This is a genomic window from uncultured Campylobacter sp., assembly GCF_938002845.1.
GTDB lineage: Bacteria > Campylobacterota > Campylobacteria > Campylobacterales > Campylobacteraceae > Campylobacter_B.
The window spans coordinates 1-13726 of record NZ_CALKZP010000037.1; the positions used below are offsets into that span (position 1 = coordinate 1).

Here is a 13726-nt window from a genome sequence, read left to right on the forward strand (position 1 = left end):
CGCTGGAGCTACTGTCGGAGTGTGTGTTGGCGTAGGTTTTTAAAACGTCCGCTATCTCGCGCTCTACGGGCTCATAAGCAAGCCCGGAAGCGGTATAGTCAAAATAGTGCACGCCAGGTTTTAGGATGATATTTTTTCGAATTTCGTCTAAGCTTAGCATTTGCGGCCTTTAAAATTTAAGTGATTAATTATAGTGAAATTTGGATTAATTTAAGGCTTTGCGGCCTGGCAGGAAGAAATTTTAATGAGAATTTAGAAAAGCTTTGCCCACTATATCACTTAATTTCTGATGCTATATAGTTTTACTCCTTCAAATTTATTGATTACTATCTAGTTTTTTAGCCGCTTCTTGTCTTAGAATTTCGGCATAATCTTTTATATCTATTTTCTCGCCGTCATGTAGAATTTTCACTTTCGCTTCCTCTAGCATTTCCTCAAAATTTAAATATTTAAAAAATGTCTCAATATCGAATGCCTCAGTACTATTTTTATCTTTTAGGCTGCTTTTTTGCAAAATCTCTTCATCGCTCAGCCCATTGCCGCAAAGAGCTTTATATCTATCGATTTTCATATTATAGAAATTTAATATTTTAATATCCGGTTCTAGCTTAGTACATTTTTTATCGTTTGGCATATAACCGAAAAATTTTATAAAATCTTTTTCTTTCCAGTATCTATCGGTTCCTTTTTCCCTCTCTTCGTTATGTTTTACCGACCATCTACCCCGAAGAGCCCAATCGTATGATTCTAAAATCTTCTCTCCATAGCAATAATCATTCATATGGTTTATGTAAGACTCCTTCTCTTTTATAGACATGGCTGTATTATTCAGACAATTGTTGCGGGCTACAATAAAGTCATCTTTATCAGGCAAGCCATCTATATTATGTTTTATTAATAATTCTAATTTATCTTTATACATCATATCCCGCGGAAGAAAAGTATAAATAGATCTTTTAAATATTTCTTTTCGCTGAAATGGAATGCTGCTATTACTTAAATAATACAAAGGACCTTCATATGCTTTCGGTTTCATACCTTTTTGTAGCATCATATCGGCAATTTCTATAAGGTTACTATATATTGCATAGTTTAATGGATAAACAGGATCTTTTGAGTGATCGTGATTGATTAGACACTCGGTACGTAATTTTATATCTATATTGTTGCCAACTATGATTTCGGTATCGTCAGAATATCTAGGGCAAACTATATAGCCCTGCACCATTTTGACTTCTTCAAATTTAACGCCGTTATCCAAAAGCAGTCTTACCGTTTTAGTAGCATTATTTTCTATCGCATAAGCCATAGCGGATAGCTTGTATTCGTCTTTTTTATGTATATCCGCACCTAGCTTTATAAGCTCTTGAGTGGTATTTGTATCGTCCCAAAAGCTAGAATACATCACGGGTGTTACCCCTCCATGCATAGTATGCTCGACGGTTAGATTGTTATCTTTCATAAATTTTAAAATTTTATTAGTTTGCTTGCTTTTTAAAAGCCTTTTTAGCTCTACGTCTATGGCGGGTTCTTTAAATACGTTTTTCGGGTTTGAATTGTAATCTATATCCCAGTAGCGAAACGCAAAGCTATCGACCTCTTCTTGAGTTACGTATTTGCTAAGACCGGGCACTTTTGAGACATTAGTATCTGAAGTAACGGTAAAATTAGTTCGTTTACGCTCCGTAAGACCTGATCTTTCGGCTAGCAGATACAGCGCGCATACGACCACCACGCAGATAGCGTAAATAAACCGAAGTTTAAAGCTTTTCAAAATTTCCCCTTAGAATTTTGCCCGCGACTATACCCAATCAGTACTTAATAAAATATAAATACTATATAGGCGAAATAGGCAAAGCTAGCTGAGAAATGTGGTTAAGCCGGGTTTGAATGATGAAATCTTTCGAGTAAATTTGGCGAACGAATATCGTCATAGACCATATTTGCGTAATCGTATCCCTATTTGCACGCTACGCTAGGCTCTATATCCGAGGCTCGTTCGCCATAAATTTACCGCAACATCTTTGCGCAAGCTCTTCTTGAAAGCGCAAACCCGAAAATCATTGTCGTGCTAATAAGCGGCGAGCCGCTGCATATCACAAAAATCGCTATTTTGCGGATTTGTTCTCAAGCTGCTCGCGCGGCCATAAAGTGCGCTTCGCGCCTATTTGCCGATAAAATTTTTCTGCAGCCACTCCATCGCTTTTTCTTCGCTTTCAAATCTGCCGCTTTTGGCTACCTGAAACTGCCCCTCATAGAAGCGAATTCTAATACCGTCCTGGACGCTATCTACCTTGATGCGCGTGATCCTGTCTTTGTTTAGATAGGTTCGGTCGTTTAGTTTTACAAACATCGTTCTCTCCTTTAAATTTAATGGTTTTTATCTGCCGCTTTACTTGCATCTTTCTCGCCCTCTTTTTTCAAAAACAGCTCCTTAAAGCGCTCGTTTGCGTAGTGTTCTATATCGCTTTGCAGCTGCTTATACGCGGCGATCAGTTCATACGCGCGCGCATTTAACGTCGTGCCTGCGGCATTGCCGCCGCCTTGTTTGGTGCTAAAGAGCTCCTCTTGCAGATTTTTTTGTAAAATTTGCAGATGGCTCCAGCATTTTTTGTAGTTCATCCCCAAAACCTCGGCGGCTTTAGAGATGGAGCCCGTCTGAGCGATCACGTCTAGCACTTCGGTTTTGCCCTTGCCGAAAATGAGCTCGCCCTGCGCATTTTCGATCCAAGTTTTTGTTTTTACCCTCATTCTTTTGCCTTTCTTCTCTTTAAAGCAGCCCAGCTGGCAATATTTCACGTCTATGCCGTGCTCCTTAAGCGTAGAGCGCACCGTATCGAATCCTACTCCGCCGCTAGCTACGGCGCGGGCGTCGCGGCAAAAAATCCGCCTTTTCTCATCCAAAAACGGATTTAGTTTCTGCAGAGCCTTTATGCTGCCTCCGCTACATTGCAGCTTGCCGAACTGTCCGAGTTCGCAGCGATCTATCCGTATCCCTTCGCGTGCCGCGAGATCTCCTACGACGCTCGCGTCCACGCCTAATTTAGCAGCAATCTTAAACGCCGCGCCGCAATCGAGCTTGCCGCTCGGATTTAATAAATTTAAAATCAGCCTTTTGATCTCGCTTGCTTTTTTATCGTCTATTTTGATATCTATCTCCATGCCGCCCTCTTAACTCAAAATTCTCTCTTCGCCGCTATAAATGTTTAAATTTTCGCCGCGCGCGAAGCCGCAAAGGGTAAGATCAAATTTACGCGCGATTACGACGCCGAGGCTCGTAGGAGCCGTGCGCGAAACAAGCGCGCTAATACCGCTCATCACGGCTTTGGCGACCATTTCGGAGCTTAGCCTACCGCTTACCAAAAGAAGCGAGCCCTGCGTATCGCGCCCCGCCAAGACCGCCTTGCCGACCGATTTATCGATGGTATTGTGCTGGGCGATATCCTCGCCGATAAAATACTCGCCGCCCGCAGTAAAGAGCTTTGCGGTGTGCACGCAGCCGGTCATCTCGTAAAGCTCGCACTGCGTGTAAAACTCGCTCATCAAATTTAAAATTTCACTCTTATGAAATTTAGCGTCCGAGCGGACTTTGCGAGCCGCCATCGCCTCAGGATCGATATTTGCCGTAGAGCTGCGCCCGCAGCCGCTGATGATGACTTTTTCGGTATCGAAGCTATTTAGCCGCTTTTCGTTTATCTCGCCGCAAACATTCACGCTAAGCCCGTCAGGCGCGAGCTCTATGCTCTTTATGCGACTTGCGTCCGAGATCAAATTTTCGCTCAGCAAATAGCCTACCGCAAGCGCCTTCTGATCGCTCGGAGTCGCCATCAGCGCGCCGAAACGCTTGCCGTTTAGTAAAATTTCAAGCTTGATCTCGCGCACTAAGATATCGCTTACGATCCTTCTTTCATCGCCTTTAAATTTAACTATCTCCGCCCTATAAATCGGCTCCATAGACCTTCCTTATTTAAATTTGCTCGTATCGTAGTGAAATTTTGCTTAAATAGCCTTAATTCGCCGAAGTTAAAGCCGTCGTAACGAAGCGGCGTGCGTAAATTTAAATCGCTCGCATTTTTGAATTTAAAAAATCGCGTGGAAAATTCCACGAGCCGCTCGCACCGTGCGCGCAAGCGGCTATGAAGCGCCCGCGAAAATGAAATTTAATTAAATTTAGCCACTACCTGCAGCCGCGATTAAATTTCATCCTTGCAAAGCAGGCGCAGAGCTTGCCGCCCAAACTACTTATGCACCGGCGATAGATAAGGTTTTTCAGAGTGCATCGACATCTCGTTTTGCCTTCTGAACTCGATAAACTCGCTCTCGCTAAGCTTTCTGATATTTGCGATCGTCATCTTTAGCGGCGGGATACCCGATAGCGGATCTAGATCGCCCGCATGCACGAGCTCGTTGCCGTCAGCCTCGCTGTAATGGAAGGTCGTAAATATCGTGCCCTCTTTCAGATCCGGATTTATACGAAGCTTCGCAGCGATCTGACCGCGCTTATTTTTAACAAGCGCGTAGCAGCCTTCGGTAAGCTCGCGTTCGCGTGCGATGTCCGGGCTTACCTCGATGAGCGCGCCTTCTGCGCCCGCGCCGTACTCTAGCGCGCGACACTCTCTCGTCATCGTGCCCGTATGGTAGTGATAAACCTTACGCCCGGTCGTAAATAAGCACGGATAAATTTCATCCGGTATTTCGCTAAGCGCGCCGCTTCCCACCGGATAATCATCAGGGATTTTCATCTTGGCTCTGAAATCCGCCTCCGCTTTAGCGCGCTCCTCTTTATCATCCACGTAAAGCACCGGCACCATTCTAAATTTACCATCAGGCAGCATCGATTTATGATCTGCATAAAGCACCGGTGTGCCCGGATGATCTTCATCAGGACATGGCCAGCTGATGCCGCCTAGCTTATCTAGCCTATAGTAGCTAATACCGCCGAAAAATTTAGGCATTAATGCACGCACTTCGTTCCAAATTTCTTCCGCACTTAAAAAATCAAACCCTTCAAGTCCCATTCTTTGCGCGATATTGCAAACTACCTTCCAATCAGGCTCTACGCCAGGAGCCGGCTCGCTTGCCTTGCGCGTGCGCTGGACGCGACGGGAAGTGTTTAAAAAGGTGCCATCCTTCTCGCCCCAGCCGGCAGCAGGTAGTACGACATCGGCTTTCTGTGCGCTCTCGGTAAAGAAAAGATCCTGCACGATAAAGCAATCCAGATGGTGCGTTGCATGCACAAAGTGTTCCGTCCAAGGATCGCTCATTACGGGATTTTCACCGTAAACGTAGAGCAGCTTCAGCTCACCGCTATCCATCTTATCGGGAGCAATCGTAAGCTTAAAGCCTGGAGTTGGATTTAGCTCGAAGTGCCATACTCTGCGCGCCTGCTCCTGAGCGTAAGCGGAATTTACCGCGCCTGCCGGGATGACGTTAGGCAGCGCGCCCATGTCGCATGCGCCCTGGACGTTGTTTTGACCGCGCAAAGGATTTACGCCTGCGCCTCGTTTGCCTAAATTCCCCGTCAAAATAGCTAAATTTGAAAGCGAAAAGACGTTTGAGGTGCCGTCGCTAAACTGTGTGATACCCATCGTGTAGCAGATCGCCGCTGCGCCTGCTTTAGCATACATTCTAGCAGCTTCGATTACGAGCTCTTTTTTCACGCCCGTCTCGCGCTCAAATCGCTCAGGCGTAAAGTCCTTAACCGCTTCTTTTAGATACTCGTAGCCGTGAGCGTAGTTTTTGATAAACTCGTCATCTTGCAGATTTTCAGCAATGATAACATTCATAATGGTATTTAGCGTCTTAATGTTCGCGCCCACCGGGATTTGCAGATAGATATCGGCTTTTTTCGCCATATCTGTGCGCTTCGGATCTACGACGATCATCTTGGCGCCGCGCTGAAGCCCGCGCTGCATCTGCATAGCGATGATCGGGTGACACTCGCTTGTGTTTGTGCCGATGAGTAAAAATACGTCCGTATCGGTAGCGAATTCTACCAAATCATTCGTCATCGTTCCGTTTCCTAGCGTGTTGGCAAGACCTGCCACTGTAGGAGCGTGTCAAAGACGGGCGCAGTGATCGACGTTATTGCTACCCTGAGCGCGGAAAAATTTCTGAAAAACGTAGTTGTCTTCGTTATTTGAGCGCGCCGAGCTAAAACCCATTATTGAGCTTGGGCCATATTTAGCGACGGTCTCTTTAAATTTAGACGCTACAAAATCGTAAGCCTCTTCAAAGCTTACCTCCTCAAGCTTACCGCTTCTATCAAATACTCCGTTTTTTTTACGGATCATAGGTTTGGCAAGGCGTTTTGGGGAGTTTACAAACTCCCAGCCGAACATCCCTTTTAAGCATAGCTCGCCGTCATTTACGTGGTGGGCCTGCGTAGGGCGCGCGTTTACGATCCTGCCGTCTTTTACGATAAGATCGATACCACAGCCGGTGCCGCAGTAAGGACAAGTCGTTTTGACAATCTTTTCTCTGGACTGCATAATATTCCTTTCAAGAATTTTGGTTTGCACGGCTATTATACTTTCTAGATTATAAAAGAATTTTTAAATTAGTGAATTTTTTTAAGCAAAATTTAAGTAATATGCAAATATCGCATATTAAATTGAATAGTTAAATTTTACGTTTTTACTTCGGTAATGGCGGCGTTTTAGCGTAAAATTTATCGTTTATCGCAAAAGACGCTTTTTAAGCTAACTTTTATAATTTTAATAGAATTTTGAAATTATATTACGCTCCGTTTTATTTCAAAGCACAATTAAATTTTTATGAAATTTTAATGCTAATTTATCGGTATAATATATTAATTTAATTAAATGAAAATATATATTAAAATTTATCAAAAACTCGTTGTCCTGATAAAATTTAAGCCACTAAATTTAAAATTTATAAAATTACTATTTTATATCTGAAATTCATTGCAGAAAAAACCTTGATTTTAATCTAGACTAAGCCGTTTTTTTATGCTATTATCCAAAACGTTAATAGAAATTTACATTCTAAACGAAAGGTTAATCTCATGGATAGACGAGACTTTATAAAAAGCTCTGCGGCAGCGGCTGCCTGTAGCGTTGCGGGTATCAGCTTGCCTAGCAGTCTTAGTGCTGCGGACGAAGCCGAAAAAGGCTGGCGCTGGGACAAGGCGGCCTGTCGCTTCTGCGGCACCGGCTGTGGCATCATGGTAGCTACCAAAGACGGCAAGATCGTAGCGGTCAAAGGCGATCCGTTAGCGCCCGTAAATCGCGGTCTAAACTGCATCAAAGGCTATTTCAACGCCAAGATCATGTACGGCGCCGATCGCATTACCAAGCCTCTTTTACGCGTAAATGCAAAGGGAGAATTCGACAAAAAGGGAAAATTTATCGAGATCAGCTGGCAAAGAGCGTTCGACGAAATGGAGAAGCATTTTAGGCGAGCCTATAACGAAGGCGGTCCCGAGGGCTTTGCCGTACTTGGCAGCGGTCAATACACGATCCCGGAAGGCTACGCCGCAGCAAAGCTAGTAAAGGCGGGCTTTCGCTCTAATAATCTCGATCCCAATGCTCGCCAGTGCATGGCTAGCGCCGTCGTAGGCTTTATGCAAACCTTCGGTATCGACGAGCCTGCGGGCGTTTTCGACGATATCGAGCTAACCGATACCATCATCGCCTGGGGCGCGAATATGGCTGAGATGCACCCGATTCTTTGGTCTCGCGTCTCCGACCACAAGCTTCGCAACCCGGATCGCGTAAAAGTTATAAATCTCTCGACCTACTCTAGCCGTACCTCAAACATCGCCGATATTGAAATTATATTCCGTCCAAATACCGATTTGGCGATATGGAACTACATAGCAAGGGAGATCGTCTACAATCACCCGGATATGATAGATGAGAAATTTATTAAAGAGCACTGCGTATTCGCTACCGGTCCAGTAGATATCGGCTACGGCCTACGAGAAGATATAAATCATAAAAAATACCGCAAAACCGAGCTTGATACAGCAGCTAAGCAAAAATCCAAAATTTTAAGCAAATCCGAGGGCGTTACGTTAGCATATCTGGGTATGAAAGAGGGCGACGTACTCGAAAACAAACACTCTGACAAATCGGATGCTCACTGGCTCATAAGCTTCGAAGAATTTAAAAAAGCGCTGGAGCCTTACACGTTAGAATTTGTAGCACCTTTAGCTAAGGGTGACGAAAGTGAGGATTTAGAGGCGTTTAAGACCAAGCTAAAGCAGCTGGCAGATTTTTATATAGAAAAAGATCGCAAAGTAGTAAGCTTTTGGACGATGGGCTTTAATCAGCACTCAAGAGGAACTTGGGTCAATGAGCAAAGCTACATGGTGCATTTCCTTCTTGGCAAGCAAGCTAAGCCCGGCTGCGGAGCGTTTTCGCTTACCGGTCAGCCTAGCGCTTGCGGCACAGCTAGAGAGGTGGGCACGTTTTCTCACCGCCTACCTGCCGATATGGTCGTGGCAAATCCCGTTCACAGAAAGGTTTCCGAAAAAATTTGGAAGCTTCCAGAGAACACGATAAACCCAAAACCGGGCGCACACTACGTGCAGGCTCTGCGCAATCTCGAAGACGGCAAGATAAAATGGCTATGGGTGCAGGTAAATAACCCATGGCAGCAGATCGCCAACGCAAATCACTGGATCGCAGCGGCGCGCGAGATGGATAACTTCATCGTAGTAAGCGAGCCATATCCGGGGCTAAGCGCGAAGGTAGCCGATCTAATCCTACCAACCGCAATGATCTACGAAAAATGGGGCGCATACGGCAATGCCGAGCGCAGAACGCAGTGGTGGAGACAGCAGGTCCTTCCTGTGGGCGACGCGATGAGCGATACGTGGCAGATGCTAGAGTTTTCCAAGCGCTTCAAACTCAAGGATTTCTGGGGCGAGGTTAAAGTAAATGATAAGCTTACGCTTCCAAACGTATTAGATAAAATTTCAGAATTCGGCTATACGCCAGATACTACACTATTTGAAGTGCTCTTTGCAAACAAAGACGCTCAGGCTTTCGCGGCAAAAGATCTGATTATGGCAAGCTTCGATAACTCCGAAGTAAACGGCGACTCTCGTGGCGTAATCGGCAGCGACGGCAAAGAATTTAAAGGATATGGCTTTTTTATCCAAAAATATCTTTGGGAGGAGTACCGAAAATTCGGCACCGGTCACGGACACGACCTAGCCGATTTCGATACCTATCACCGAGTGCGCGGTCTTAGGTGGCCGGTCGTAGACGGCAAAGAAACGCTTTGGCGCTTTAACGCCCAATACGATCCTTATGCTAAAAAAGCGGCTCCTGATAGCGACTTTGCCTTTTATGGCAACGCCAAAGCGGCGCTTCCTAGCGGCAATCTGAAATCTGCTACTTCAGGCGAAGAGAAAACAAGCCTTGCCAATAAAGCTAAAATTTTCTTCCGTCCATATATGGATCCTGTAGAAGTGCCAAGCGAGGAATATCCTTTCTGGCTATGTACGGGTCGCGTGCTGGAACACTGGCATACGGGCACTATGACTATGCGCGTGCCGGAGCTTTATCGCGCCGTACCGGAAGCAAGATGCTATATGAGCGAAGCCGACGGCGCCAAAATCGGCGTACAACAAAACGAAATCGTCTGGATCGAGTCGCGCCGCGGCAAGGTAAAAGCGCGCGTGGACTTCCACGGACGTAATATTCCGCCGAAAGGGCTTATTTTCGTGCCGTTTTTTGACGAGAAGGTTTATATCAACCGCGTCACGCTCGATCATACCTGTCCGCTTTCAAAAGAGACCGACTACAAAAAATGCGCGGTTAAAATTTACAAGGCATAAATTATGGATAGGCGTGAGGTCTTAGGCATTCTTTCTTTAGCTGCGGGCGTAGGCGTTCTGGGGCTCGGAGTCGCAAACTCCCGCGAGCACGCTAGACTCCGCCCGCCCGCAGCTATAAGCGAGAAAGAATTTCTTAGCAAATGCCTAAGGTGCGGGCTTTGTGTCGAGGCGTGCCCGTTTGATACGCTTAAGCTTGCGAGCTTTTGCGATCACGCTATTGCAAACGGCACGCCGTTTTTTATCCCGCGCGAAATTCCGTGCTATATGTGCGACGACATACCTTGTGTAGCAGCCTGTCCTAGCGACGCACTAGATAAAAATTTAGTGAGCGAAAACTCTAAGCTAAACGTGCGTCTATCCAAAATGGGCGTTGCGGTCATAGATACCGAGCATTGCATCGCTTATGCGGGTATCCAATGCGATGCGTGCGTGCGAAGCTGCCCCGTAATGGACAAGGCGCTTAGGATCGATTACCGCCACAACAACCGCACCGAAAAGCACGCCCTACTCGTGCCCGTCGTAGATAGCGACTACTGCACGGGTTGCGGCAAATGCGAGCATGCCTGCGTCACAAAAAAGGCAGCTATCAGCGTCGTGGAACGCGAGCGCGTCATAGGAATTTCCAGCGATAACTACGTCAAAGGCTGGATCAAGGGCGACGACGCGAAGCTAAAGGATGCAGATACCAAAATTAAGCTCGATCCGCAAAAGAGTAAGGACTACTTAAACGAGGATGATCTAATGGAGGGGGCTAGACAATGAAATATACTATTTTAAGGCGTTTGAGCCAAATTTCTATTCTAGTCCTTTTTATTTTAGGAAATAATTTCGCCTTCAAAGCCGCGAGCGAAAACGGAATTTTATCCGGAATTCTAAAAGGTAATCTAAGCTCGTCGAAACTTTTGGGTACGATTAATCTAAGCGATCCGTTTGCGACGGCGCAGATGCTGCTAGCTAGCTTTTCTTTGGGCGCTACGGCGGTTATCGGAGCGGTTATCGTAGGCGCATTTTATGCGCTTATAGCGCCGCGAGTATATTGCTCATGGGTCTGCCCGATAAATTTGCTGACCGATCTTGCCGCCTGGCTTCGTAAGAGACTCGGCGTGCGCACCAAAATTTTAAACGTAAGCTGCAAGGCTCGCTACGTCCTAGCGGTGTTAGCGCTTGTTTGCAGCGGAGCTTTCGGCTTTGCGGCGTTTGAGAGCGTAAGCTTTATCTCGCTTTTCGCGCGCGCCGTCATATCGCTGAGTGCTAGTGCGTTTGCAATCGCGCTGCTGATTGTAGTTTTTGAAATTTTTGCAGGCGATCGCACGATCTGTTCGCGGCTATGCCCGCTCGGCGGATTTTGGGCGGCGCTTAGCTATTTTAGTATCATTCGCATTCGCCACGAGGTTGATAAATGCACGATGTGCGGCAAATGCAAAATGGTCTGCCCCGAAGTGCAGGTGCTTAAGATGGTCGGGCGCGAAAACGGGCGCGTTAGCAGCGAGTGTATCAGCTGCGGGCGCTGCATCGACGTATGCGACGACGATGCGTTAAATTTTAGTATATTAGGAGTGAAAAAATGAAAAAAATGGTTTTAGGCTTGGCTCTTACATGCTGTGCGGCACTCTTTGCCGCGGACAAGACAGCTTCTATAGATGCCGACAGCTTGGGCTTTATAAAAAGCGTGGACGAATCGGCGCAAAATAAAAACTCTCTGCCCGATTTCAAATATAGCGAGGACGCTCCGGGCGCCGCTCAAAACATAGAACGCAGCTTTGAAAACGCTCCGCCGCTCATACCGCACAGCCTAGAGGGGCTCGTGCCGATCACGAAGGATAATAACATGTGTGTCACCTGCCACATGCCGGAATTTGCCAAAGACATAGGCTCTACGCCGATACCAAAAAGCCACTTGGTGGACTTTCGCACGGGCGCGGATCTAAACGGCACGCTAGCCGAGCAGCGCTTCAACTGCACGCAATGCCACGTGCCGCAAGCCCAGACCGATCCGCTCGTGAAAAATAACTTCAAGGCTGATTTTAGCCGTTATAACGACGCAAATTCCACTTCTAATCTCATAGATACGCTAAATCAAGGCGCCGAGGTCGAGTAAGGAGCTCGCGATGAAATTTTTACCGCTGCTACTTTGTGCCTGCTTTGTCTATGCCGGTAACGGCGTCGCGACGCCTAGCGGCGCTGCGGGCATAGATGCGCCGGCAGGGGCTAGCTTCAGGCTCGACATAGGCGCAAACGTCGCGGTGCTAAAAAATCTAGACGGCGAAATTTACGCAGGTCTCGACGACGGCAAGCTCTATAAAATCACCATTAGCTCCGCGGAGAATTCCGCGCCAAATTCTGTAACCGGGCAAAATTCCGTCGCAAGCACAAATTCCGATGCGGCGCAGAATTTCAATGCTAAAGCAAGCGTAAATTCCACGGGAGATTCCACTGCGAATTCCGCTGCCGTAAATTCTTTAGCAAATTCAACCGCAGCAAATTCCACGGCGCAAAATTCTGCTGAAAATTCTACGGCATTAAATTCCGCATCGAGCGCAATCTCCAAGACGCTAATTTTCGCCCTGCCCTCGTCCAAAAATTACCTAGACGAGCCGATGGGCGCTACCATATTCGACGTCGATAAACTAGGCGAAAAATACGCATTTTTGTATAACGGCGACGCGTTTGAAAAGATGCTGGGCGTGTTTGCAGGCGGCAATATTACGCACTATAAATTGCCGATGACGGGGATTAAAAACGTCTATTTCTACGACGAAAACACCGTGATTTTGCTAGGTCTTGGTAGCGAAATTTTATACTTCGACCTGCCTAGCGGCAAGGTAAGCTTCGAGCAAAAGCTCACCATCGCCTCTTTGGGTGGCAGCGCATACGACCGCTCCAGCGGAACGCTGCTAATCTCGTGCGAAGGCGGCATCGTGTTTTATTTTGACGCGAAAGCGAAAAAGCTTATGAGTCAAAAGTCCCTACACAAGGACGGGATCTACTCCGTGGCGCTGCTTGGCGATCGTATGATGAGCGGCTCGAACGACAAAGAAAGATCGTGCTACTACGAAAACGGCGATTTCGCTAAATTTTATAACGCCCATTTTGCAGTTTTTGCCGTGGCGCTAAGTCCTGAGCTGGGCGCTTTTACCGTTGGTAACGGCGTACGCGTAATCGATAAAGCAGGCGAGATCGTCCGCAGCATCGAGCTGGATAACGACATCATCAACTATCTGCTTTTCGCAGGAGATTATATCGTGGGCTCGGGGTACAATAGATATATCTACTTTTGGGAGTTAAAATGAATATTTCAAGCGTCGTAATCTATCTAGGCGCAGATACCGATATAGCGGAGTTTCGTAAAGAGCTGCAAAGTATCGGTGGCTGCGAGTTCGTAGCGTGCGAGAACGGCAAGGCGGTCGCCACGATTAGCGTGGAGAGCTTCGATGACGAGATCGCCGCATTTCGCGCGATAGAGGCTATAAAAGGCGTAAGCGAGGCGATGATGATCTACTCATACTCCGATCTTGACGCAGACATCGCCGCGGCAAACTCCGACAACGGCGAGCAGATAATGCGCGAGCTAGACAAAAAAGACCCGAGCCAGATCAAATACGGCGGCAAGGTGCGAGTCTAAATCGCCGCCACCGCTCTATTGGTGCTTTTCGCTTAAATTTTGTTATTTTTGGCAGTTTCTGCACTACTAGGTAAATTTTCCGTATAAATTTTATCTGCGCCCACGGAATTTGAAATTTTTTCCAACTCATCTTTACCGCTTCTAGCCTGTTTTTGTATCTCTAGCCCGACGCCGCTTTTGCACCCTTAGCCGATTTTTAAGCTTTTGATACGCCGCCTTGCGTTTAGCCGTAAATTTAAATCTACAATTAGACTCTATGACGATACAGAATTTTAAAAGCGACGGACGAATTA

At 46.6% G+C, this 13726-nt stretch carries 11 protein-coding genes and 1 pseudogene; 6 read left to right on the top strand and 6 right to left on the bottom strand.

Annotated features, from left to right (window positions below):
• From Q0224_RS05005 to Q0224_RS05030, 6 genes and pseudogenes are all read right to left on the bottom strand, one after another.
• A pseudogene (locus Q0224_RS05005) lies at positions 1 to 160 on the bottom strand (aminotransferase class V-fold PLP-dependent enzyme); the annotation flags it as partial.
• Positions 161 to 316: 156 nt separating this feature from the next.
• A complete protein-coding gene (locus tag Q0224_RS05010) occupies positions 317 to 1774 on the bottom strand; it encodes an ankyrin repeat domain-containing protein (protein WP_297949574.1) in 1458 nt (485 codons plus the stop codon).
• A 390-nt stretch (positions 1775 to 2164) separates the two neighbouring features.
• The gene (locus Q0224_RS05015) at positions 2165 to 2353 is read right to left on the bottom strand and encodes a hypothetical protein (protein WP_005869215.1); all 189 of its coding nucleotides are present in this window, start codon (positions 2351 to 2353) and stop codon (positions 2165 to 2167) included.
• A gap of 17 nt (positions 2354 to 2370) precedes the next feature.
• Positions 2371 to 3162 (bottom strand): LysR family transcriptional regulator, encoded by a 792-nt coding sequence (locus tag Q0224_RS05020; protein ID WP_297949576.1) that lies wholly within the window; start codon positions 3160 to 3162, stop codon positions 2371 to 2373.
• Positions 3163 to 3171: 9 nt separating this feature from the next.
• Positions 3172 to 3954, bottom strand: coding sequence for a formate dehydrogenase accessory sulfurtransferase FdhD (fdhD, locus tag Q0224_RS05025; protein WP_297949578.1), 783 nt, complete (start codon positions 3952 to 3954; stop codon positions 3172 to 3174).
• A gap of 284 nt (positions 3955 to 4238) precedes the next feature.
• Positions 4239 to 6491 (bottom strand): molybdopterin-dependent oxidoreductase, encoded by a 2253-nt coding sequence (locus Q0224_RS05030; RefSeq protein ID WP_297942483.1) that lies wholly within the window; start codon positions 6489 to 6491, stop codon positions 4239 to 4241.
• A gap of 536 nt (positions 6492 to 7027) precedes the next feature.
• On the opposite strand from Q0224_RS05030, the gene napA reads away from it, so the two are divergent.
• Genes napA through Q0224_RS05060 form a run of 6 tightly spaced genes read left to right on the top strand, consistent with a single transcriptional unit; the run spans position 7028 to position 13433 of the window.
• Positions 7028 to 9811 carry a nitrate reductase catalytic subunit NapA gene (gene napA, locus Q0224_RS05035; protein WP_297949580.1) on the top strand — a complete coding sequence of 928 codons (2784 nt, stop codon included), beginning with the start codon at positions 7028 to 7030 and terminating at the stop codon, positions 9809 to 9811.
• A 3-nt stretch (positions 9812 to 9814) separates the two neighbouring features.
• Positions 9815 to 10573 (top strand): ferredoxin-type protein NapG, encoded by a 759-nt coding sequence (napG, locus tag Q0224_RS05040; protein ID WP_297949583.1) that lies wholly within the window; start codon positions 9815 to 9817, stop codon positions 10571 to 10573.
• Positions 10570 to 11379, top strand: coding sequence for a quinol dehydrogenase ferredoxin subunit NapH (napH, locus tag Q0224_RS05045; RefSeq protein WP_297949585.1), 810 nt, complete (start codon positions 10570 to 10572; stop codon positions 11377 to 11379). Before napG ends, napH begins: the two co-directional genes overlap by 4 nt.
• Positions 11376 to 11909, top strand: a complete 534-nt coding sequence (locus tag Q0224_RS05050; protein ID WP_297949587.1) for a nitrate reductase cytochrome c-type subunit — start codon at positions 11376 to 11378, stop codon at positions 11907 to 11909. Before napH ends, Q0224_RS05050 begins: the two co-directional genes overlap by 4 nt.
• A gap of 10 nt (positions 11910 to 11919) precedes the next feature.
• A complete protein-coding gene (locus Q0224_RS05055) occupies positions 11920 to 13101 on the top strand; it encodes a hypothetical protein (protein ID WP_297949589.1) in 1182 nt (393 codons plus the stop codon).
• A complete protein-coding gene (locus tag Q0224_RS05060; RefSeq protein ID WP_297949591.1) occupies positions 13098 to 13433 on the top strand; it encodes a chaperone NapD in 336 nt (111 codons plus the stop codon). The genes Q0224_RS05055 and Q0224_RS05060 overlap by 4 nt, the downstream gene beginning before the upstream one ends.
• Positions 13434 to 13726 lie beyond the last annotated feature (293 nt).

Coding starts and splice junctions, on each gene's coding strand:
- Q0224_RS05055 (WP_297949589.1), top strand. CDS start 11,920: ATGAAATTTTTACCGCTGCTACTTTGTGCCTGCTTTGTCTATGCCGGT.
- fdhD (WP_297949578.1), bottom strand. CDS start 3,954: ATGGAGCCGATTTATAGGGCGGAGATAGTTAAATTTAAAGGCGATGAA.
- Q0224_RS05050 (WP_297949587.1), top strand. CDS start 11,376: ATGAAAAAAATGGTTTTAGGCTTGGCTCTTACATGCTGTGCGGCACTC.
- Q0224_RS05060 (WP_297949591.1), top strand. CDS start 13,098: ATGAATATTTCAAGCGTCGTAATCTATCTAGGCGCAGATACCGATATA.
- napG (WP_297949583.1), top strand. CDS start 9,815: ATGGATAGGCGTGAGGTCTTAGGCATTCTTTCTTTAGCTGCGGGCGTA.
- Q0224_RS05020 (WP_297949576.1), bottom strand. CDS start 3,162: ATGGAGATAGATATCAAAATAGACGATAAAAAAGCAAGCGAGATCAAA.
- napA (WP_297949580.1), top strand. CDS start 7,028: ATGGATAGACGAGACTTTATAAAAAGCTCTGCGGCAGCGGCTGCCTGT.
- napH (WP_297949585.1), top strand. CDS start 10,570: ATGAAATATACTATTTTAAGGCGTTTGAGCCAAATTTCTATTCTAGTC.
- Q0224_RS05015 (WP_005869215.1), bottom strand. CDS start 2,353: ATGTTTGTAAAACTAAACGACCGAACCTATCTAAACAAAGACAGGATC.